This window comes from Enterobacter sp. Res13-Sevr-PEC09-46, from assembly GCF_015672585.1.
Taxonomy (GTDB): Bacteria; Pseudomonadota; Gammaproteobacteria; order Enterobacterales; family Enterobacteriaceae; genus Enterobacter; species Enterobacter hormaechei_C.
This window is the reverse complement of the sequence record NZ_JADABR010000008.1, coordinates 1-20943: the sequence shown is the minus strand read 5'-3', so window position 1 is coordinate 20943 and position 20943 is coordinate 1. Positions and strand designations below refer to the sequence as shown.

19 protein-coding genes and 1 riboswitch are annotated in these 20943 nt (G+C 56.5%); of the genes, 7 read left to right on the top strand and 12 right to left on the bottom strand.

What is annotated here, in order from left to right; all coding sequences use genetic code 11:
- Positions 1 to 68 precede the first annotated feature (68 nt).
- Positions 69 to 4292 (top strand): DNA-directed RNA polymerase subunit beta', encoded by a 4224-nt coding sequence (gene rpoC, locus IMQ56_RS05170; protein WP_017384083.1) that lies wholly within the window; start codon positions 69 to 71, stop codon positions 4290 to 4292.
- A 58-nt stretch (positions 4293 to 4350) separates the two neighbouring features.
- On the opposite strand, the gene IMQ56_RS05165 is transcribed toward rpoC, so the two are convergent.
- From IMQ56_RS05165 to IMQ56_RS05120, 10 genes are all read right to left on the bottom strand, one after another.
- Positions 4351 to 4668, bottom strand: coding sequence for a PTS lactose/cellobiose transporter subunit IIA (locus IMQ56_RS05165; RefSeq protein WP_003862327.1), 318 nt, complete (start codon positions 4666 to 4668; stop codon positions 4351 to 4353).
- Complete coding sequence (locus tag IMQ56_RS05160) at positions 4668 to 4976, bottom strand: PTS sugar transporter subunit IIB (protein ID WP_010425948.1); 309 nt, start codon at positions 4974 to 4976, stop codon at positions 4668 to 4670. Before IMQ56_RS05160 ends, IMQ56_RS05165 begins: the two co-directional genes overlap by 1 nt.
- 180 nt (positions 4977 to 5156) lie before the next feature.
- A complete protein-coding gene (locus tag IMQ56_RS05155) occupies positions 5157 to 6698 on the bottom strand; it encodes a sensor domain-containing diguanylate cyclase (RefSeq protein ID WP_045339800.1) in 1542 nt (513 codons plus the stop codon).
- 338 nt (positions 6699 to 7036) lie between these two features.
- The gene (gene thiH, locus IMQ56_RS05150; protein WP_149604227.1) at positions 7037 to 8164 is read right to left on the bottom strand and encodes a 2-iminoacetate synthase ThiH; all 1128 of its coding nucleotides are present in this window, start codon (positions 8162 to 8164) and stop codon (positions 7037 to 7039) included.
- Positions 8164 to 8931 (bottom strand): thiazole synthase, encoded by a 768-nt coding sequence (thiG, locus tag IMQ56_RS05145; protein ID WP_023302917.1) that lies wholly within the window; start codon positions 8929 to 8931, stop codon positions 8164 to 8166. Before thiG ends, thiH begins: the two co-directional genes overlap by 1 nt.
- Position 8932: 1 nt before the next feature.
- Complete coding sequence (thiS, locus tag IMQ56_RS05140; protein WP_015569971.1) at positions 8933 to 9133, bottom strand: sulfur carrier protein ThiS; 201 nt, start codon at positions 9131 to 9133, stop codon at positions 8933 to 8935.
- Positions 9117 to 9872, bottom strand: a complete 756-nt coding sequence (gene thiF, locus IMQ56_RS05135) for a thiazole biosynthesis adenylyltransferase ThiF (protein ID WP_023302918.1) — start codon at positions 9870 to 9872, stop codon at positions 9117 to 9119. Before thiF ends, thiS begins: the two co-directional genes overlap by 17 nt.
- A complete protein-coding gene (gene thiE / locus IMQ56_RS05130) occupies positions 9859 to 10500 on the bottom strand; it encodes a thiamine phosphate synthase (RefSeq protein WP_017694729.1) in 642 nt (213 codons plus the stop codon). Before thiE ends, thiF begins: the two co-directional genes overlap by 14 nt.
- Positions 10500 to 12395, bottom strand: coding sequence for a phosphomethylpyrimidine synthase ThiC (gene thiC / locus IMQ56_RS05125; RefSeq protein ID WP_017384078.1), 1896 nt, complete (start codon positions 12393 to 12395; stop codon positions 10500 to 10502). Before thiC ends, thiE begins: the two co-directional genes overlap by 1 nt.
- 79 nt (positions 12396 to 12474) lie before the next feature.
- A riboswitch (TPP riboswitch) is annotated at positions 12475 to 12584 on the bottom strand.
- Positions 12585 to 12638: 54 nt separating this feature from the next.
- Positions 12639 to 13136 carry an Rsd/AlgQ family anti-sigma factor gene (locus IMQ56_RS05120; RefSeq protein ID WP_017384077.1) on the bottom strand — a complete coding sequence of 166 codons (498 nt, stop codon included), beginning with the start codon at positions 13134 to 13136 and terminating at the stop codon, positions 12639 to 12641.
- Positions 13137 to 13231: 95 nt separating this feature from the next.
- Here IMQ56_RS05120 and nudC point away from each other — a divergent pair, with 95 nt between their 5' ends.
- The 6 genes from nudC (at position 13232) to IMQ56_RS05090 (ending at position 17584) form a co-directional block, all read left to right on the top strand.
- Positions 13232 to 14005, top strand: coding sequence for an NAD(+) diphosphatase (nudC, locus tag IMQ56_RS05115; protein ID WP_015569966.1), 774 nt, complete (start codon positions 13232 to 13234; stop codon positions 14003 to 14005).
- Positions 14006 to 14043: 38 nt separating this feature from the next.
- The gene (hemE, locus tag IMQ56_RS05110; protein ID WP_022650209.1) at positions 14044 to 15108 is read left to right on the top strand and encodes a uroporphyrinogen decarboxylase; all 1065 of its coding nucleotides are present in this window, start codon (positions 14044 to 14046) and stop codon (positions 15106 to 15108) included.
- A 9-nt stretch (positions 15109 to 15117) separates the two neighbouring features.
- Positions 15118 to 15789, top strand: a complete 672-nt coding sequence (gene nfi, locus IMQ56_RS05105; RefSeq protein WP_003862312.1) for a deoxyribonuclease V — start codon at positions 15118 to 15120, stop codon at positions 15787 to 15789.
- A 41-nt stretch (positions 15790 to 15830) separates the two neighbouring features.
- Complete coding sequence (locus IMQ56_RS05100) at positions 15831 to 16421, top strand: YjaG family protein (protein WP_003862310.1); 591 nt, start codon at positions 15831 to 15833, stop codon at positions 16419 to 16421.
- A 186-nt stretch (positions 16422 to 16607) separates the two neighbouring features.
- Entirely contained in the window at positions 16608 to 16880 is a 273-nt protein-coding gene (gene hupA / locus IMQ56_RS05095; protein WP_002445246.1) for a nucleoid-associated protein HU-alpha, read from the top strand.
- Positions 16881 to 16891: 11 nt separating this feature from the next.
- A complete protein-coding gene (locus IMQ56_RS05090; protein ID WP_017384076.1) occupies positions 16892 to 17584 on the top strand; it encodes a DUF1481 domain-containing protein in 693 nt (230 codons plus the stop codon).
- Positions 17585 to 17632: 48 nt separating this feature from the next.
- Here the strand turns inward: IMQ56_RS05090 and purD are convergent, their stop codons facing one another.
- A complete protein-coding gene (gene purD, locus IMQ56_RS05085) occupies positions 17633 to 18925 on the bottom strand; it encodes a phosphoribosylamine--glycine ligase (RefSeq protein WP_015569963.1) in 1293 nt (430 codons plus the stop codon).
- A gap of 15 nt (positions 18926 to 18940) precedes the next feature.
- Positions 18941 to 20530, bottom strand: coding sequence for a bifunctional phosphoribosylaminoimidazolecarboxamide formyltransferase/IMP cyclohydrolase (gene purH / locus IMQ56_RS05080; RefSeq protein ID WP_047726035.1), 1590 nt, complete (start codon positions 20528 to 20530; stop codon positions 18941 to 18943).
- Positions 20531 to 20943 lie beyond the last annotated feature (413 nt).

Genomic DNA, 20943 nt, shown 5'->3' with positions numbered 1-20943 from the left:
CAAACAGGTCACTGCTGTCGGGTTAACGCCCGACAGCAGAGTGTGCTAACTCCGACGGGAGCAAATCCGTGAAAGACTTATTAAAGTTTCTGAAAGCGCAAACTAAAACCGAAGAGTTTGATGCGATCAAAATTGCTCTGGCTTCGCCAGACATGATCCGTTCATGGTCTTTCGGTGAAGTTAAAAAGCCGGAAACCATTAACTACCGTACGTTCAAACCTGAGCGTGACGGCCTTTTCTGTGCGCGTATTTTCGGGCCAGTAAAAGATTACGAGTGCCTGTGCGGTAAGTACAAGCGCCTGAAACACCGTGGTGTGATCTGTGAGAAGTGCGGCGTTGAAGTGACCCAGACCAAAGTACGCCGTGAGCGTATGGGCCACATCGAGCTGGCGTCTCCGACCGCTCACATCTGGTTCCTGAAATCTCTGCCGTCCCGTATCGGTCTGCTGCTGGATATGCCGCTGCGCGATATCGAACGTGTTCTGTACTTCGAATCTTATGTGGTTATCGAAGGCGGGATGACCAATCTGGAACGTAACCAGATCCTGACCGAAGAACAGTATCTGGACGCGCTGGAAGAGTTCGGTGACGAATTCGACGCGAAGATGGGTGCGGAAGCTATCCAGGCCCTGCTGAAGAGCATGGATCTGGAGCAAGAGTGTGAAACTCTGCGCGAAGAGCTGAACGAAACCAACTCCGAAACCAAGCGTAAAAAGCTGACCAAGCGTATCAAACTGCTGGAAGCGTTCGTTCAGTCTGGTAACAAACCAGAGTGGATGATCCTGACCGTTCTGCCGGTTCTGCCGCCAGATCTGCGTCCGCTGGTTCCGCTGGATGGCGGTCGTTTCGCAACGTCGGATCTGAACGATCTGTACCGTCGCGTGATCAACCGTAACAACCGTCTGAAACGTCTGCTGGATCTGGCTGCGCCGGACATCATCGTACGCAACGAAAAACGTATGCTTCAGGAAGCAGTCGATGCCCTGTTGGATAACGGTCGTCGTGGTCGTGCGATCACCGGTTCTAACAAACGTCCTCTGAAATCTTTGGCCGACATGATCAAAGGTAAGCAGGGTCGTTTCCGTCAGAACCTGCTCGGTAAGCGTGTTGACTACTCCGGTCGTTCTGTAATCACCGTAGGTCCATACCTGCGTCTGCATCAGTGCGGTCTGCCGAAGAAAATGGCACTGGAGCTGTTCAAACCGTTCATCTACGGCAAGCTGGAACTGCGTGGCCTCGCCACCACCATCAAAGCCGCGAAGAAAATGGTTGAGCGTGAAGAAGCTGTCGTTTGGGATATCCTGGACGAAGTGATCCGCGAACACCCGGTACTGCTGAACCGTGCACCAACTCTGCACCGTCTGGGTATCCAGGCCTTTGAGCCAGTCCTGATCGAAGGTAAAGCGATCCAGCTGCACCCGCTGGTTTGTGCGGCCTATAACGCCGACTTCGATGGTGACCAGATGGCTGTTCACGTACCGCTGACGCTGGAAGCCCAGCTCGAAGCGCGTGCGCTGATGATGTCTACCAACAACATCCTGTCTCCAGCGAACGGTGAACCTATCATCGTTCCTTCTCAGGACGTTGTACTGGGTCTGTACTACATGACCCGTGACTGTGTTAACGCCAAAGGCGAAGGCATGGTGCTGACTGGCCCGAAAGAAGCTGAGCGTATTTATCGCGCTGGCCTGGCCTCTCTGCATGCGCGCGTTAAAGTGCGTATCACCGAATACGAAAAAGATGAAAACGGCGAGTTCGTTGCGCACACCAGCCTGAAAGACACGACCGTTGGCCGTGCCATTCTGTGGATGATCGTACCGAAAGGTCTGCCTTTCTCCATCGTCAACCAGGCGCTGGGCAAGAAAGCGATCTCCAAAATGCTGAACACCTGTTACCGCATTCTGGGTCTGAAGCCGACCGTTATCTTCGCTGACCAGACAATGTACACCGGCTTTGCTTATGCAGCGCGTTCAGGTGCATCTGTTGGTATCGATGACATGGTCATCCCAGAGAAGAAACACGAGATCATCTCTGAAGCGGAAGCTGAAGTTGCTGAGATCCAGGAGCAGTTCCAGTCTGGTCTGGTAACCGCAGGCGAACGTTACAACAAAGTTATCGATATCTGGGCTGCGGCGAACGATCGTGTATCTAAAGCGATGATGGATAACCTGCAAACCGAAACCGTGATTAACCGTGACGGCGTAGAAGAGCAGCAGGTCTCCTTCAACAGCATCTACATGATGGCCGACTCCGGTGCGCGTGGTTCTGCGGCACAGATTCGTCAGCTGGCAGGTATGCGTGGTCTGATGGCGAAGCCAGATGGCTCCATCATCGAAACGCCAATCACCGCGAACTTCCGTGAAGGTCTGAACGTACTCCAGTACTTCATCTCCACGCACGGTGCGCGTAAAGGTCTGGCGGATACCGCACTGAAAACGGCGAACTCCGGTTATCTGACGCGTCGTCTGGTTGACGTTGCGCAGGATCTGGTCGTCACCGAAGACGATTGTGGCACCCTCGAAGGTATCACTATGACCCCGGTTATCGAGGGTGGTGATGTTAAAGAGCCGCTGCGCGATCGCGTACTGGGTCGTGTGACCGCGGAAGACATTCTGAAGCCGGGCACCGCAGACATTCTGGTTCCACGCAACACCCTGCTGCACGAACAGTGGTGTGACCTGCTGGAAGCGAACTCTGTTGACTCCGTGAAAGTGCGTTCCGTTGTATCCTGTGACACCGACTTTGGTGTGTGTGCGCACTGTTACGGTCGTGACCTGGCGCGTGGCCACATCATCAACAAAGGTGAGGCTATCGGCGTTATCGCGGCACAGTCCATCGGTGAGCCGGGTACACAGCTGACGATGCGTACGTTCCACATCGGTGGTGCGGCATCTCGTGCGGCTGCTGAATCCAGCATCCAGGTGAAAAACAAAGGTAGCATCAAGCTCAGCAACGCGAAGTCGGTTGTGAACTCCAGCGGTAAACTGGTTATCACTTCCCGTAACACCGAGCTGAAGCTGATCGACGAATTCGGTCGTACCAAAGAGAGCTATAAAGTGCCTTACGGTGCGGTTATGGCGAAAGGTGATGGCGAGCAGGTTGCTGGCGGTGAAACCGTTGCAAACTGGGATCCACACACCATGCCGGTTATCACCGAAGTAAGTGGTTTCATCCGCTTCACTGACATGATCGACGGCCAGACCATTACTCGTCAGACCGACGAGCTGACCGGTCTGTCTTCTCTGGTGGTTCTGGATTCTGCTGAACGTACTACCGGCGGTAAAGATCTGCGTCCTGCACTGAAAATCGTTGATGCTCAGGGCAACGACGTTCTGATCCCTGGTACCGATATGCCTGCGCAGTACTTCCTGCCGGGTAAAGCGATTGTACAGCTGGAAGATGGCGTACAGATCAGCTCTGGTGACACCCTGGCGCGTATTCCTCAGGAATCCGGCGGTACCAAGGACATCACCGGTGGTCTGCCACGCGTTGCGGACCTGTTCGAAGCACGTCGTCCGAAAGAGCCTGCGATCCTGGCTGAAATCAGCGGTATCATCTCCTTCGGTAAAGAGACCAAAGGTAAGCGCCGCCTGGTTATTACGCCAGTAGATGGCAGCGAGCCGTACGAAGAGATGATTCCTAAGTGGCGTCAGCTCAACGTGTTCGAAGGTGAACGCGTAGAACGTGGTGACGTGGTTTCCGATGGTCCAGAAGCGCCGCACGACATCCTGCGTCTGCGTGGTGTGCATGCTGTTACCCGTTACATTGTTAACGAAGTACAGGACGTATACCGTCTGCAAGGCGTTAAGATTAACGATAAACACATTGAAGTTATCGTTCGTCAGATGCTGCGTAAAGCAACCATCGAAAACGCGGGCAGCTCCGACTTCCTGGAAGGCGAGCAGGTTGAATACTCACGCGTTAAGATCGCTAACCGCGATCTGGAAGCGAACGGCAAAATCGGTGCGACCTTCGCACGCGATCTGCTGGGTATCACCAAAGCGTCTCTGGCAACCGAGTCCTTCATCTCTGCTGCATCGTTCCAGGAAACCACTCGTGTCCTGACCGAAGCGGCTGTTGCAGGTAAACGTGATGAACTGCGCGGTCTGAAAGAGAACGTTATCGTGGGTCGTCTGATCCCGGCCGGTACCGGTTATGCGTACCACCAGGATCGTATGCGTCGTCGCGCAGCGGGCGAACTGCCAGCTGCACCGCAGGTGACTGCCGAAGATGCATCCGCGAGCCTTGCAGAACTGCTGAACGCAGGTCTGGGCGGTTCCGACAACGAGTAATCGTTGATGCCGTAAATAAAAAACCCGCCTCGGCGGGTTTTTTTACGTCTGTATGTCTTCAATTCACTAACGGGATGCGTCGATAAAGCTCAATCATATCGCCCGCCAGATCCTGAATAACCATTGCGTTCATCAGGTGATCCTGAGAGTGGACGGTAATCAGGTTAACCGGAAGCTTCCCGGTGCCTTCATCAAGACCAATAAGCTGTGTCTGGATGGTGTGCGCATGCTTCACATATTCACGCGATTCTTCCATCGCTTTCTCGGCTTCATCAAAGTCGCCTTTTCGCGCCATCTGTAACGCCGTCAGGGCCGCACTGCGCGCTGCGCCTGCGTTGACCAGCAGTTCCATAATCGTGGTTTCTAAGTCTTCCATTATGACTCCAGAAGTTTGAGCGCTTTTTCCAGTACGGCATCACCTTTCATCATGCCGTAATCCATCATGTCGATGACCGCAACCTTTTTTCCGAGCGGATCGGCCTGCGCCTGGAGTTTTGCCTGTTCGTATTTAACCTGTGGCCCCAGTAATACGATATCAGCCGTCGCGATGTTATCTTTAAACTCCGCGACCGGAACGGCTTTAATGGTTACTTCGACTCCTTTTTTCTGCGCGGCATCTTTCATACGTTGAACCAGCATGCTGGTTGACATTCCCGCTGCACAGCATAAAACGATGTTCTTCATAGTCAGCCTCGATCTACATGTGTTTATTGATAATTATCCCGTGCAGACCGCTTCAACAACCGCTTTACCGCGATTGTGTGTCAGGCATCACAAAGAAATCGGCATTTTTCTGAAACCGGTTACAATTTTACAGCGGAGAGCATTCTGCCCGTCAGATCGGGCAGAATTTCAGGAAGGGTATTATCGGCTGGCCGTGCTTACGATGCGGTTTTTACCCTGTTGTTTAGCGGTATACAGCGCTTCATCTACGCTACCGATAAACTGCTCCAGCGGTTCGAAGTGCCACTCTCCCATCCCGGCGCTGAAGGTCACTCGCAGGTTCTCTTCCCGCCAGGTCCGCTTTTCAACGGCGGTGCGCCAGGCTTCCAGTAGCGCGTGCGCGGAGTTCATCAGCTCGGCCGGGAATATCACGCCGAACTCTTCTCCACCGTAGCGGTAAACGGAAACGTGGTGCGGCTGCATGATCTGAATACCTTCCCGCGCCACGTTGCGCAGCACAATATCCCCGCTCAGGTGGCCCCAGGTGTCGTTAATGGATTTGAAGTTATCGATGTCGATCAGCGCCAGAACGAAGGGTTGATGAGCGGTCAGCAGCTCATCCACATCGTTATCGAACGCACGGCGATTTTTGCAGCCTGTCAGCGCATCATGGGTGGCCTGACGGACATAGGCCAGCTCGCGTTCTTTATTGGTTCGAATGGTATGGCTGAGCATCGCCTCAAGGCGTGGTGCCTGGTTGACGTCGCCGGTTTTGATGGCGTTGATAATGTTCATCAGCACAGAACGCGAGGCATGACGAAGGTAAAGCCCGAACAAAATGATGATGATTGCCGCCAGCGCAAATCCCCAGCCGACGACGGTGGTTTCATGCCGGGTGATGACGTTAAGCGTGGCATCGGAGACCCGATAAATCACAAACCAGTCCGGATTGGTGAAAGAGTAGTAGTAATACCAGGTTTTACTTTTGGGGTCGAAAAGATGGCCTTCGCCGCTGGTCATTTTGTCCATCAGCGCTTCGCTTACGTACTGCTTAAAGAGCGCCCCCGTGTCCGGATGCAGCACAACGGCGCCGTCACGCTCCACGACAAAAAACTCACCCTGAACAGGCGCCACCATCTGGCGCAGGGTATACCCCATGGACGTTAAATCAAGATGGAAAGCGAGCGTGCCCTTCAGACGGCCTTCCGGTGAAATGACCGGCTTATAGAGGGTGACAGTAGGATGTTGGGTGAAATAGTCCAGATAGGGGCGGGTGTAGTGAGGAAAGTTGCTGGCTTCCGCTTGCCCGACAAACCATGGGCGGGTTCTGGCGTCGAACGACTTACTTTTCTCCGTTGGCAGCACTTCCGGCGCGCGCAGATGGCGCCCTTCTGTGTCCGCCAGAGAGATAGACGACACCGTCGGCATCAGGTTCTGCAAATGCATCAACATCTGCAAACCGTGTGTCGGATCGATATTTATTGTCTGATTTACTCTGTCGTTACGGGCGAAGTACATCGCAGCGCGACCAAGAATATAGTCATTTTCTCGCAGGATGGATTCGGTATAGTTCACCGCCAGATTATGGGTGAAATTACCATTAATTTTATGATAATCCTCAAGAAAATCCTTTCTCTGTGAAAGGATGACCAGGATGGCGATCAGCGCGAAACTGAACAGGATCCCCGCGAAGCTGACCATAATTGGCCGGGTAAAAGAGAGCTTTTTACTGTGGAGTGCCATGAGTTGTACATCAATCCAGATGGTAGACGCGTTGCGTCTGTCGATACCCTCAGCATAGTCGCTGTCCGGTTGCTGGTAGTAAATTATACAGAAGGCGATTACCGACGAGATGATTTATCTTAAGCGTAGATAAGAAACGACGTATTTATTGTATCAATTGAATTTTGTTTAAGAGGCGGAGGGCAGGGCGAAACGAGGAAGAAGCATTTTCACCCTGGTCAGCGTCCGTTGCTGACGTGGTTAAGCATAAGAAAACCGGGCAGATCGCCTCAATCGCCCGGTTATGATCTTACGAGCCGCCTCGTAACCTTTTCGCATTTTTGCAGACAGTTTCAGCGCTAATGCGAGGCTCTTCCCAGCCAGCTATCCCAGTCTTTCCACACCGGCTGTAGCCCCTGTGCAGTCAGGGCTTCCGCCACCGCTTCGGGCCGTCGGCCGTCGTGCGGTGCAAACTGTTCCAGTTCCGGGTGATCGTCCGCGTAACCGCCCGGCTGCGTTTTGGAAAAGGCGCTGACGTTATTGATCGCCAGCGGGATCGCGCGGTCGCGAAACGCGGGGGATTCACGCGTGGAGAGCGACAATTCCACTTCCGGCGCGAACAGGCGAAATGCACACAGGGTTTGCACCAGCTGGCGCTCATCCATCAGCGAGGCGGGTTCAACGCCTCCCGTACAGGGACGCAGTCGCGGGAAAGAGATGGAATAGCGGCTTTGCCAGTACTGCTGCTGTAGCCACAGCAGATGCTCCGCCACCATATAGCAGTCCACCCGCCAGCTGTCGGACAGACCGATAAGCGCGCCCAGCCCAATTTTATCGATACCGGCGCGCCCCAGCCTGTCCGGCGTTTCCAGCCGGAAGATGAAATCCTGCTTCTTCCCTTTCAGGTGATGCCGGGCATAGGTCGCCTCATGGTAGGTTTCCTGATAAACCATTACGCCGTCCAGCCCGAGGGTTTTCAGCTCCGCATATTCCTCCTGCGACAGAGGCTGCACTTCCATTTGCAACGAGGCAAATTCGCGGCGGATGGCCGGAAGATGCTGGCGAAAATAGTCCATCCCCACTTTGCCCTGATGTTCACCCGTCACCAGCAGGAGATGTTCAAAACCCATCTCACGAATAGCCGCACACTCGCGGGCGATCTCATGCTCATCCAGCGTTTTACGCTTAATACGGTTGCTCATGGAGAAACCACAGTAGGTGCAGTCATTGGCGCACAGATTAGAAAGATAGAGCGGCACGTAAAAGCTCACCGTGTTGCCAAAACGCTGGCGGGTGAGGCGTTGCGCGCGCTGGGCCATCGGTTCAAGGTACGCGCTGGCTGCCGGAGAAAGCAGGGCCATCAAATCTTCGCGCGTCAAATGTTTGGCTGTTAATGCCCGCTCTACGTCCGCAGAGATTTTACTGTTGATGCGTAAGGCAATATCGTCCCAGTTAAGCTGACGCCAGCGATCGGTAAAGGTAGCCATCAGAGCGCCTCCAGAAAATCGGTCAGCGGGCTGGTGGCCTGCGCCTGAACACTGCGCGAGCCGGGGCCGGACTGCCGAGCCAGCAGACCGGACTCGACGGCAAGGCGGAACGCACGCGCCATCATCACCGGGTCGTCGGCCACCGCAATCGCGGTATTGACCAGCACCGCATCGGCCCCCATCTCCAGTGCCTGCGCGGCGTGACTGGGTACGCCGATGCCCGCATCCACCACCACGGGCACGGTCGCCTGCTCGATGATGATCTCCAGCATCGCCCGGGTCTCCAGTCCCTGGTTGGAGCCAATGGGCGCCCCTAGCGGCATTACAGCCGCGCAGCCGACCTCTTCCAGACGCTTGCACAGCACAGGATCGGCACCACAGTAGGGCAGAACGGTAAACCCCTGCTGCACCAGCTTCTCTGCCGCTTTCAGGGTTTCGATCGGATCGGGCAACAGCCAGCGGGCGTCCGGATGAATTTCCAGCTTCAGCCAGCGGGTGCCGAGCGCTTCCCGCGCCAGTTGCGCAGCGAAAATTGCTTCCTCGGCCGTTTTCGCACCGGAGGTATTCGGTAAGAGCGTCACGCCTGCCTCCAGTAACGGCGCAAGTATGGCATCGTTGTGCTGACGCAAATCCACGCGCTTCATCGCCAGCGTCACCAGCTGGCTGCCGCTTTCACGAATGGCATCCACCATCAGTTGCGGGGAGGCGAATTTTCCGGTTCCGGTAAACAGATGTGAATCAAAGACTTTGTCGGCAATACGTAACATCTCAGCCCCCTGCGATAACCTGAAACAGCAGGATCTGGTCGCCCTCATTGACCTGCTGATGTTCCCACCGCTCGCGCGGCAGGATCTGTTGATTGAGCGCCAGCGCCGTTCCCGGCTTCAGCTGGCGCAGCATGTCGAGCAGGGCGGCAACGGTGAGATCGTCGTCGCACGTCATCGGCTCATCGTTAAACAGAATGCGCATTGCGGCCTCCGCATACCGGGCAGTGGCTGGCACGGTTTAACGCCAGATGACGCCAGCCGCTGGAGCGGGCGTCGAACAGCCGCAGCGTGTTGCGTTCTGTCTCCATGCCGCTGAGCAACTTGATGGCCTCCAGCGCCTGAAGAGTACCCATCACGCCCACCACCGGGCCCAGAATGCCTGCCGTGCGGCAGTTACGCTCCGGTTCAGCCTCGTCCGGCCACAGGCAGCGGTAGCAGCCCTGTGCCCACGGCGGCGTAAGCACCATTATTTGCCCACCGAAACCGACCGCGCTGGCGGTGATCAGCGGCGTGTTCTGCGCAACACAGGCCGCGTTGATGGCCTGACGTGTCGCCATATTGTCCGTACAGTCCAGCACCACGTCGGCAAGGGCCACTTCGCGTTGCAGATCTTCCCCGCTCAGCCGCGTCTGGAGTGCGACCAGTTCGATATCGGGGTTAAGCTGGTTCAGCCGCTGGCGCGTAACGTGCGCTTTAGGCTGGTTGATATCTTCTGTCGTAAAGAGAATTTGCCGTTGCAGATTGCTGAGATGTACCTCGTCGTCATCGGCCAGCACCAGCGTGCCCACGCCCGCGCCGGCCAGATACAGCGCGGCGGGGGTACCTAATCCGCCCAGACCGACAATCAGTACCCGGCTGGCGAGCAGCTTTTGCTGCCCCTCGATGGCGATATCCTCCAGCAGGATCTGGCGGCTGTAACGCATAAAATCACGATCTTTCATCACCTGCTCCTGCCAGTTGTAAAAGCTGCGCGGTGGCGGCCTGCCAGTCTGCCGCCTGGGTGATAGCGCTGACGACGGCGATACTGCCGACGCCGGTCTCCAGCACCGCGGGCGCACGTTCAAGGCTGATCCCGCCGATGGCGACGGTGGGGTAATCGGCAAGGCGCTTAACGTGGGCCGCCAGCTGCGTCAAACCCTGTGGAGCGGACGGCATCTGTTTGGTTTGCGTCGGGAAAACGTGCCCGAGCGCGATATAAGAGGGGCGGGCCGCCAGCGCCACGTCGATCTCCATATCATCGTGGGTAGAAACGCCCAGCCGCAGACCGGCGTCACGGATCGCGTTGAGATCGGTCGTTTCCAGATCTTCCTGTCCCAGATGCACGCCGTACGCCTGGTGTTTAACCGCCAGCCGCCAGTAGTCGTTGATAAACAGGCGGGCGTGGTAGCGACGTCCCAGCGCGATAGCGGCGATCACGTCGGCCTCCACCTCTTCATCGCGTTTATCCTTGATGCGTAGCTGGAGGGTGCGAACGCCAGCTTCCAGCAGGCGGGCGATCCACGCCACGCTGTCCACCACCGGGTAAAGCCCTAAGCGGAAGGGGACAGGGGGGAAATCAGGCTGGTACATTATGCCTCCTCTTTTTTGAGGTAGATTTCGCCGCCTTTCGCGCGGAAGGTTTCCGACATGTCCGCCATGCCGACTTCAATGGTCTGCGCGGCGGCGTAATCGCGTACTTCCTGGCTGATTTTCATCGAGCAGAATTTAGGTCCGCACATGGAGCAGAAGTGCGCAACTTTGCCCGATTCCTGCGGCAGGGTTTCGTCGTGATAGGCGCGGGCGGTGAACGGATCGAGGGCCAGGTTAAACTGGTCTTCCCAGCGGAATTCAAAGCGTGCTTTGGACATGGCGTTGTCGCGAATTTGCGCGCCCGGATGGCCTTTCGCCAGATCCGCTGCGTGGGCGGCAATCTTGTAGGTGATCAGCCCCTGCTTCACGTCCTCTTTGTTTGGCAGCCCGAGGTGCTCTTTCGGCGTCACGTAGCAGAGCATGGCGCAGCCGAACCAGCCGATCATCGCCGCGCCAATGCCTGACGTGAAGTGGTCGTAGCCCGGCGCAATATCGGTGGTCAACGGCCCCAGGGTGTAGAACGGTGCTTCGTGGCAGTGCTCCAGCTCTTCGGTCATGTTGCGACGGATCATCTGCATCGGCACATGGCCCGGGCCTTCAATCATCACCTGCACGTCGTACTCCCAGGCGATTTTGGTCAGCTCGCCCAGCGTGTGCAGCTCGGCAAACTGCGCCTCGTCGTTAGCATCGCGGATGGAGCCAGGACGCAGGCCGTCGCCCAGCGACAGGGAGACGTCGTACGCGGCGCAGATCTCGCAGATTTCGCGGAAGTGCTCGTAGAGGAAGTTTTCCTGATGATGGGAAAGGCACCATTTCGCCATAATCGAACCGCCGCGTGAGACGATACCGGTCAGACGTTTCGCCGTCATCGGCACGTAGCGCAGCAGCACGCCCGCGTGGATGGTGAAGTAGTCCACACCCTGTTCCGCCTGCTCCAGCAGCGTGTCGCGGAACGCTTCCCAGGTGAGGTTTTCGGCGATGCCGTTGACCTTCTCCAGCGCCTGATAAATCGGGACGGTACCGATCGGCACCGGGCTGTTACGCAGGATCCACTCGCGGGTTTCATGAATATAACGGCCTGTGGAAAGATCCATCACCGTGTCCGCGCCCCAGCGCGTCGACCAGACCAGCTTTTCCACCTCTTCTTCGATGGATGACGTCACCGCTGAGTTGCCGATATTGGCGTTGACCTTCACCAGGAAGTTGCGGCCGATAATCATCGGCTCGGATTCCGGGTGGTTGATGTTGGCAGGGATAATGGCGCGCCCGGCGGCCACTTCGTCACGCACAAATTCCGGCGTGATGTTTTCCGGCAGGCGAGCGCCAAACCCTTCACCCGGATGCTGGTGGCGCAGCACTTCGCTGCGGATGCGCTCGCGGCCCATGTTTTCGCGGATGGCGATGAACTCCATCTCCGGCGTGACGATCCCCTGGCGCGCGTAGTGCAGCTGGGTCACGCATTTACCCGCTCTGGCGCGTTTCGGCGTCAGCAGGCCGGTAAAGCGCAGCTCGTCCAGACCGTCGTCGGCCAGGCGCGCGTTGGTATACGCCGAGCTGCGCACGCTCAGTTCTTCGCAGTCGTTACGGGCGTCAATCCACGGCTGGCGCAGTTTTGCCAGACCCTGCTGTACGTTGATAGCAACAGAAGGGTCGCCGTACGGGCCGGAGGTGTCATACACCGGCACGGCTTCGTTGTCTTCAAACTGCGGGTTTTCTTTGCTGCCGCCGATAAGCGTCGGGCTGAGCTGGATTTCGCGCATCGGCACGCGGATATCAGCCTGTGAACCGGTGATGTAGATGCGCGTTGAGTTCGGGAAAGCGGTGCCTTCCAGGGTGTCGATGAAGCGTTGTGCGTGTTCGCGCTGTTCGCGGCGGGTCAGTTTTGTTGTAGACATAGCTCATTCCAGATGTGAAGGACATGGCTTGTCAGACGACGGATGAAGCAAGAGAAGATCGCCTCAGGGGCGATACAACTGCAGTGTGACTCTTGTTCCCTTCGCAGGTATTAACCTGATCAGGTTCCGCGGATCCCGAATTAACGGTCTCAGCCCGTGCTTTCACACTGGGCACTCCGACAAGAAAAATCCCCCTCGTGAGAGGGGCGAATGGTTGTAAATTACTCGTTAACGATTAAGAACTCAAGCAGGGCGCGCAACGTTATCGCTGGTGCTGATATTCAGGTTGTTGTCCAGCACGAGGGCGATGAGCTTGTCTTCCAGCGTGAATCGCTCTTCCAGCGCTTCGCCAAGGTCGGAAAGCGCCTGCTGAAACTCAAGATAGTTATCGTGATCGATAGCGTTCTCTAGCGTGGAATCGTAGTAGTCCATGATCTGCTGGGTGTTGGCTTCCAGCAGCGGACAGAGTTTGCTGGCCGCTAAATACGGCGTTGTCCCTTCCATTTCGCGGATAATGCGTTCATAAAGGTTGAAATGGCCGTCGGAAAGGTAGTCGACCAGGCTCTGACAGAAGTCGTCCAGCGCTTTTTCATTCAGCCGCATAAAGGATTCTTTGCCAGGCTTAAGACCAACCAGATTGTAATACGCCACGAGTAGATGCTTGCGCACATGTAGCCAGCGATCCACCAGGGTGTTACTTCCTCCAACGCGCTCAGTCAGGCTTTCCAGCTGGTTTAACATGGTCGACTCCATAAGGTTTAGAATGGGATCTGCTTATCCAAAATGTAACCATAATGCTAACAACATGTCAGTGAAGCGAAGGTAGTGCAATAGATATGGATCGTATTATTGAAAAATCAGATCTGGGTTGGTGGATCGTCAGTCACGAACAAAAATTATGGCTGCCCGGTGGGGAGATACCCTACGGTGCGGCAGACATCTTCGATCTCGTCGGCCAACCGGCGCTGCGGATCGGCGAGTGGCAGGGCGATCCGGTATGGTTGATCCAACAGGCTCGTCGTCAGGATATGGGATCCGTTCGTCAGGTGTTGGATCGGGATGTCGGCCTGTTCCAGCTGGCGGGGCGCGGCGTGCAGCTGGCGGAGTTTTACCGCTCGCACAAATACTGCGGCTACTGCGGCCACACCATGCACCCGAGCAAAACCGAGTGGGCAATGCTTTGCGGCCACTGCCGTGAACGCTATTACCCGCAAATCGCACCGTGCATCATTGTCGCCATCCGCCGTGATGATTCCATCCTGCTGGCGCAGCATACCCGCCATCGCAACGGCATTCACACCGTCCTCGCCGGGTTCGTGGAAGTCGGCGAAACGCTGGAACAGGCGGTGGCGCGCGAGGTGATGGAGGAGAGCGGCATTAAGGTGAAAAACCTGCGCTATGTGACATCGCAGCCGTGGCCGTTCCCGATGTCCCTGATGACCGCGTTTATGGCGGAATACGACAGCGGCGAGATTGTTATCGATCAGAAAGAGCTGCTGGAGGCGAACTGGTATCGCTACGACGATTTACCGCTGCTGCCCCCACCGGGAACGGTGGCGCGTCGCCTGATAGAAGATACCGTGGCAATGTGTCGGGCCGAGTATGAGTAGTGTTACACTGACGGACTGACGCAATAAGGAACTGCAAAATGACCGAACTGAAGAACGATCGTTATCTGCGTGCGCTGCTGCGCCAGCCCGTTGATGTCACCCCGGTGTGGATGATGCGCCAGGCGGGACGCTATCTGCCAGAGTACAAAGCCACGCGCGCGCAGGCAGGCGATTTTATGTCGCTGTGCAAAAACGCCGAGCTGGCCTGTGAAGTGACGCTCCAGCCGCTGCGCCGCTTCCCGCTCGATGCCGCCATTCTTTTTTCGGACATTCTCACCATTCCGGATGCGATGGGCCTTGGGCTCTATTTCGAAACCGGAGAAGGCCCGCGTTTTACCTCTCCGATCAAAAGCAAAGCCGACGTTGATAAGCTGCCGATCCCCGATCCTGAAGGCGAGCTGGGCTATGTGATGAACGCCGTGCGCACCATTCGCCGCGAACTGAAAGGCGACGTGCCGCTGATTGGCTTCTCCGGTAGTCCGTGGACGCTGGCCACCTACATGGTGGAAGGCGGCAGCAGCAAAGCCTTTACCGTCATCAAAAAGATGATGTACGCCGAGCCGCTGGCCCTGCATGCCCTGCTCGACAAGCTGGCGAAGAGCGTCACGCTCTATCTCAACGCGCAGATTAAAGCGGGCGCGCAGTCGGTGATGATTTTCGACACCTGGGGCGGCGTGCTGACCGGACGTGATTATCAGCAGTTCTCCCTGTACTACATGCACAAAATTGTCGATGGCCTGCTGCGTGAAAACGAAGGCCGTCGCGTGCCGGTGACGCTGTTTACCAAAGGCGGCGGTCAGTGGCTGGAAGCGATGGCGGCCACCGGCTGCGACGCGCTGGGCCTCGACTGGACCACCGATATTGCCGATGCGCGCCGTCGCGTGGGGGACAAAGTGGCGCTCCAGGGCAACATGGATCCGTCCATGCTCTATGCGCAGCCTGCCCGTATCGAAGAAGAAGTGTCGACTATACTGTCTGGTTTCGGCCAGGGCGAAGGCCACGTCTTCAACCTCGGTCACGGTATTCATCAGGATGTACCGCCAGAACACGCTGGCGTATTTGTGGAGGCGGTGCATCGGCTTTCTGCCCAGTATCATAAGTAAGGAGTGGTTATGGATCTCGCGTCGCTACGCGCTCAGCAAATCGAACTGGCTTCATCAGTGATCCGCGAGGATCGTCTGGATACGGACCCTCCGCGGTACATTGGCGGGGCGGACGTCGGGTTTGAGCAGGGCGGTGAAGTGACGCGAGCGGCGATGGTGGTGCTGAAATACCCTTCGCTGGAGCTGGTGGAGTACAAGGTGGCGCGTATCGCCACCACCATGCCCTATATCCCCGGCTTTCTCTCCTTCCGCGAATATCCCGCGCTGCTGGCCGCGTGGGAGCAACTCTCGCAAAAACCCGATCTGCTGTTTGTTGATGGGCATGGTATCTCCCATCCGCGTCGCTTAGGTGTCGCCAGCCACTTTGGTCTGCTGGTGGACGTGCCGACCATCGGCGTGGCGAAAAAACGCCTGTGCGGCGCGTTTGAGCCGCTCTCTGCCGAACCGGGCGCGCTGGCGCCGCTTATCCATAAAGGCGAGCAGCTGGCGTGGGTCTGGCGCAGTAAAGCGCGCTGCAACCCGTTGTTTATCGCCACCGGGCATCGGGTCAGCATGGATAGCGCACTGGCGTGGGTGCAACGCTGTATGAAGGGCTACCGTTTACCGGAGCCAACCCGCTGGGCTGACGCCGTGGCCTCTTCACGTCCGGCATTCATTCGTTGGCAGGAAATTCAGCCGTGATTCAGGTAAACTGCGGCTAATTTTCGATTCGAGACATCATCATGTTACAAAACCCGATTCATCTGCGCCTTGAGAAGCTGGAAAGCTGGCAGCACGTGACGTTTATGGCTTGCCTGTGCGAGCGCATGTATCCCAACTATGCCGCGTTCTGCAAGCAGACGGCGTTTGGCGAAGGCCAGATTTATCGTCGTATCCTGGATTTAATCTGGGAGACGCTGACGGTCAAAGATGCGAAGGTAAATTTTGACTCTCAGCTCGAAAAGCTGGAAGAGGCTATTCCGGCTGCGGATGATTTCGATCTGTATGGCGTCTACCCGGCCATTGATGCCTGTGTGGCGTTGAGCGAGCTGATCCACTCCCGTCTGAGCGGTGAAACCCTGGAACACGCCATTGAAGTCAGTAAGGCATCCATTACCACCGTTGCGATGCTGGAAATGACCCAGGAAGGCCGTGAAATGACCGACGAGGAGCTGCGTGCTAACCCGGCGGTTGAACAGGAATGGGATATTCAGTGGGAAATTTTCCGTCTGCTGGCGGAGTGTGAAGAACGTGATATTGAGCTGATCAAAGGGCTTCGCGCGGACCTTCGCGAGGCCGGTGAGAGCAATATTGGTATAATTTTTAACCAATGAGACAACAAAACGTGATTTAACGCCTGTTTTGTCACTCCTCGACTCTTCCCTTTCGCCCCCCGTCTGGTCTACATTTGGGGGGCGAAAAAAAGTGGCTATCGGTGCGTGTATGCAGGAGAGTGCTTTTTTGGCATTTTCGTCGCACTCGATGCTTAGCAAGCGATAAACACATTGAAAGGATAACTTATGAACAAGACTCAACTGATTGATGTAATTGCGGACAAGGCTGATCTGTCTAAAGTGCAGGCTAAAGCTGCTCTGGAATCTACCCTGGCTGCTATTACTGAGTCTCTGAAAGAAGGCGATGCTGTACAACTGGTTGGTTTCGGTACCTTCAAAGTGAACCACCGCGCTGAGCGTACTGGCCGCAACCCGCAGACCGGTAAAGAAATCAAAATCGCCGCAGCTAACGTGCCGGCATTTGTTTCTGGTAAAGCACTGAAAGACGCAGTTAAGTAAGACGCGTGGCAGTGAACAGTTTTAACGAAGGGGCGGCAACGCCCCTTTTGTCATTCTGGCGTGGAACGCTCGCGCTGGCAGGCGTACTGTTGCTGTCTGCCTGTAGCCATGATTCCTCACTCCCCCCGTTTACCGCCAGCGGCTATGCTGACAACCAGGGTGCGGTCAGGATCTGGCGCAAAGATTCCAGCGATGAAGTCCATATGCTCACCGCATTCAGCCCGTGGCATAACGGCAACACCTCGACCGCAGAATACCGCTGGCAGGGCGATGCGCTGTCGCTCATTGAACTGAATATCTACAGTAAGACTCCCGAACACGTGAAGGTGCGTTTCGACGACCACGGCGAGCTGAGCTTTATGCAGCATGAGGTCAGTGGACTGAAACAGCAGCTTTCCAGCGATCAGGTCGCTCTCTACCGCTACCGTGCTGAACAACTCCGCCAGACCAGCGATGCGCTGCGTCAGGGCCGCGTGGTGCTGCGCCAGGGGCGCTGGCATGCCGACGGCACGGTGACCACCTGCGAAGGGCAGACGGTGAAGCCTGAGCTTGAATCCTGGGCAACCGAACACATTCAGCGTCGTCAGCGGCATTCATCTGTGGAGGTGAGTGTGGCATGGCTGGAAGCGCCGGAAGGCTCTCAGCTGTTGCTGGTGGCGAATGAAGATTTCTGCACCTGGCAGCCGACAGAGAAGAGTTTCTGACGTAAATCCCCTCTCCCTGTGGGAGAGGGTTAGGGTGAGGGTGTGAAATTACTCTCCCTGCTCCCGCGCAATGGCACGATAGCCGATATCCTGGCGGCTGAAGCTGCCATTCCAGTGAATATCCGCCATCAGCGCATAGGCGCGCTTCTGCGCCTCTGCCACGGTCTGGCCCAGCGCGGTCGCACACAGCACGCGACCGCCGTTGGTGAGCACGCGGTCGTCGTCAGAGAGCTTTGTACCGGCGTGGAACACCTTCGCACCGTCAATCTCTTCCAGCGGCAGGCCGTGGATCTCATCTCCGGTGTTGTAGCTACCCGGATAGCCACCCGCAGCAATCACCACACCTAAAGAGGCACGCTCGTCCCACTCGGAAGTTTTCTCGTCCAGCTTGCCTTCGCACGCCGCCAGACACAGATCAACCAGATCGGACTTCATGCGCAGCATGATCGGCTGGGTTTCCGGATCGCCGAAGCGGCAGTTGAATTCAATCACCTTCGGGTTACCCTGCTTGTCGATCATCAGGCCTGCGTAAAGGAAACCGGTGTAGGTATTGCCTTCCGCAGCCATCCCCTTCACGGTTGGCCAGATGATGCGGTCCATGGTGCGCTGGTGTACTTCGTCAGTGACCACCGGAGCAGGGGAGTAAGCTCCCATCCCGCCGGTGTTTGGCCCCGTGTCGGCATTGCCTACGCGCTTGTGATCCTGGCTGGTCGCCATCGGCAGAACGTGCTCGCCGTCAACCATCACGATAAAGCTCGCTTCTTCGCCGTCGAGGAACTCTTCAATCACGATGCGGTGGCCCGCGTCGCCAAAGGCGTTACCCGCCAGCATATCCTGCACGGCGGCTTCCGCTTCTTCGAGGGTCATCGCCACGATAACGCCTTTCCCGGCAGCCAGGCCGTCGGCTTTGATCACGATGGGCGCGCCTTTTTCACGCAGGTAAGCCAGAGCAGGCTCTACCTCGGTGAAGTTCTGATATTCCGCCGTCGGGATGTTATGACGCGCGAGAAAATCTTTGGTGAAGGCTTTTGAGCCTTCCAGCTGCGCAGCCCCTTCCGTTGGGCCGAAAATTTTCAGGCCCGCGGCGCGGAAGGCATCTACAACGCCGATCACCAGCGGTGCTTCCGGGCCAACAATCGTCAGATCGATATTCTCGTTTTGGGCAAAGCTCAGCAGCGCCGGGATGTCGGTTACGCCGATGGCGACGTTCTGTAGTGCGGGCTCCAGCGCGGTCCCGGCGTTACCCGGTGCCACAAAGACGGTTTCAACCTGCGGAGACTGCGCTGCTTTCCACGCCAGGGCGTGCTCGCGCCCGCCGTTACCAATCACTAATACTTTCATTTTCTGCTCCGGGAATTAATGGCGGAAGTGGCGCATGTCGGTGAAGATCATTGCGATGCCATGCTCGTCGGCAGCGGCAATCACTTCGTCATCACGGATTGAACCGCCAGGCTGTATCACACAGGTGATGCCCACAGCAGCGGCCGCATCGATACCGTCGCGGAACGGGAAGAAGGCGTCAGAGGCCATGGCGGAACCTTTGACTTCCAGACCTTCGTCACCTGCTTTAATACCCGCGATTTTCGCAGAGTAAACGCGGCTCATCTGGCCTGCGCCTATTCCGATGGTCATGTTCTCTTTGGCGTAGACGATGGCGTTGGATTTCACGAACTTCGCCACTTTCCAGCAGAACAGCGCGTCACGCAGTTCCTGCTCGGTTGGCTGACGTTTGGTGACGACACGCAGATCGGCTTCGCCCACCATACCCAGATCGCGGTCCTGAACCAGCAGCCCGCCGTTCACGCGCTTGAAGTCCAGGCCTGGAACGCGCTCTGCCCACTGGCCGCAAACCAGTACGCGCACGTTCTGTTTCGCCGCGGTGATTTTCAGCGCCTCTTCGGATGCTGATGGCGCGATGATCACTTCGACAAACTGACGGGAGATGATGGCCTGCGCGGTTTCCGCATCCAGCTCGCGGTTGAAGGCGATAATGCCGCCGAACGCGGAGGTCGGGTCGGTTTTGTAGGCGCGATCGTAAGCTTCCAGAATAGACGCACTTACCGCAACGCCGCATGGGTTGGCGTGCTTGACGATAACGCAGGCTGGCTCGCTGAACTCTTTCACGCATTCCAGCGCGGCGTCGGTATCGGCAATGTTGTTATAGGAGAGCGCTTTGCCCTGAACCTGCTGGGCAGTCGCTACAGAGGCTTCTTTTACCTCTTCTTCTATATAGAAGGCAGCCTGCTGGTGGCTGTTCTCACCGTAACGCATATCCTGCTTCTTAATGAAGTTCAGGTTCAGCGTGCGCGGGAAGCGGCCAGATGGATCTTTGCTTTCACCGTGGTAGGCAGGTACCAGGCTACCGAAATAGTTGGCGATCATGCTGTCGTAGGCGGCGGTATGCTCGAAGGCTTTGATGGCGAGATCGAAACGCGTTTCAAGCGTCAGGGACCCTTCGTTGGCATCCATCTCATTAATAATGGTGTTGTAGTCACTGCTCTTTACCACGATGGCCACATCTTTATGGTTCTTGGCTGCGGAGCGCACCATGGTCGGGCCGCCGATGTCGATATTCTCAACAGCGTCTTCCAGAGAACAGCCTTCGCGGGCAACGGTCTGGGCGAACGGGTAGAGGTTAACAACCACCATGTCGATGGGGGCAATATTGTGCTGCTCCATAATGCCGTCGTCCTGACCGCGACGGCCCAGAATACCGCCGTGCACTTTCGGATGCAGGGTTTTGACGCGTCCATCCATCATTTCCGGGAAACCGGTGTAATCGGACACTTCGGTTACCGGCAGACCTTTATCTGCTAACAGGCGAGCGGTACCGCCTGTAGAAAGCAGCTCTACGCCACGTGCAGAAAGTGCCTGAGCGAATTCGACGATACCGGCTTTATCAGAAACACTGAGCAGAGCGCGGCGGACTGGACGACGTTGTTGCATGGTAAATCCCCTGGATTTCACGATTACAGAGAGCGTTAGATGAATTTTCCTGTGAAAAACTCATCTAACACACCTGACGAGGCATCCTTGTGAAGCGCGAGCATTTTAACGAAAACGTTTGCGCAACGCTCGCACATTTTTACTTTTTCGTATCATTGTGGATAAGTCTGTGCGTAAAAAGGTATAAGGCGGGGTTTTGCTGTGGAATGCAGCAGTCAGTCATTTTTCTGTCATTTAGCGGTTGCGGCCTGCGGAGAACTCCCTATAATGCGCCTCCATCGACACGGAACATGTGAATCACTTCACAAACAACCGGGTCGGTTGAAGAGAAAAAATCCTGAAATAACGGGTTGACTCTGAAAGAGGAAAGCGTAATATACGCCACCTCGCAACGGTGAGCGAAAGCCGCGTTG

What these genes read in the sequence shown, in the direction of transcription:
- IMQ56_RS05160 (WP_010425948.1), bottom strand. Translation starts at nt 4,976, where the DNA reads ATGAAGAACATCGTTTTATGCTGTGCAGCGGGAATGTCAACCAGCATG.
- thiH (WP_149604227.1), bottom strand. Translation starts at nt 8,164, where the DNA reads ATGGCTACCTTTACCGATCGCTGGCGTCAGCTTAACTGGGACGATATT.
- thiE (WP_017694729.1), bottom strand. Translation starts at nt 10,500, where the DNA reads ATGTACCAGCCTGATTTCCCCCCTGTCCCCTTCCGCTTAGGGCTTTAC.
- IMQ56_RS05155 (WP_045339800.1), bottom strand. Translation starts at nt 6,698, where the DNA reads ATGGCACTCCACAGTAAAAAGCTCTCTTTTACCCGGCCAATTATGGTC.
- thiG (WP_023302917.1), bottom strand. Translation starts at nt 8,931, where the DNA reads ATGTTACGTATTGCCGACAAAGTCTTTGATTCACATCTGTTTACCGGA.
- nfi (WP_003862312.1), top strand. Translation starts at nt 15,118, where the DNA reads ATGGATCTCGCGTCGCTACGCGCTCAGCAAATCGAACTGGCTTCATCA.
- purH (WP_047726035.1), bottom strand. Translation starts at nt 20,530, where the DNA reads ATGCAACAACGTCGTCCAGTCCGCCGCGCTCTGCTCAGTGTTTCTGAT.
- purD (WP_015569963.1), bottom strand. Translation starts at nt 18,925, where the DNA reads ATGAAAGTATTAGTGATTGGTAACGGCGGGCGCGAGCACGCCCTGGCG.
- IMQ56_RS05165 (WP_003862327.1), bottom strand. Translation starts at nt 4,668, where the DNA reads ATGGAAGACTTAGAAACCACGATTATGGAACTGCTGGTCAACGCAGGC.
- thiF (WP_023302918.1), bottom strand. Translation starts at nt 9,872, where the DNA reads ATGAAAGATCGTGATTTTATGCGTTACAGCCGCCAGATCCTGCTGGAG.
- hemE (WP_022650209.1), top strand. Translation starts at nt 14,044, where the DNA reads ATGACCGAACTGAAGAACGATCGTTATCTGCGTGCGCTGCTGCGCCAG.
- nudC (WP_015569966.1), top strand. Translation starts at nt 13,232, where the DNA reads ATGGATCGTATTATTGAAAAATCAGATCTGGGTTGGTGGATCGTCAGT.
- IMQ56_RS05100 (WP_003862310.1), top strand. Translation starts at nt 15,831, where the DNA reads ATGTTACAAAACCCGATTCATCTGCGCCTTGAGAAGCTGGAAAGCTGG.
- thiS (WP_015569971.1), bottom strand. Translation starts at nt 9,133, where the DNA reads ATGCGCATTCTGTTTAACGATGAGCCGATGACGTGCGACGACGATCTC.
- thiC (WP_017384078.1), bottom strand. Translation starts at nt 12,395, where the DNA reads ATGTCTACAACAAAACTGACCCGCCGCGAACAGCGCGAACACGCACAA.
- hupA (WP_002445246.1), top strand. Translation starts at nt 16,608, where the DNA reads ATGAACAAGACTCAACTGATTGATGTAATTGCGGACAAGGCTGATCTG.
- IMQ56_RS05120 (WP_017384077.1), bottom strand. Translation starts at nt 13,136, where the DNA reads ATGTTAAACCAGCTGGAAAGCCTGACTGAGCGCGTTGGAGGAAGTAAC.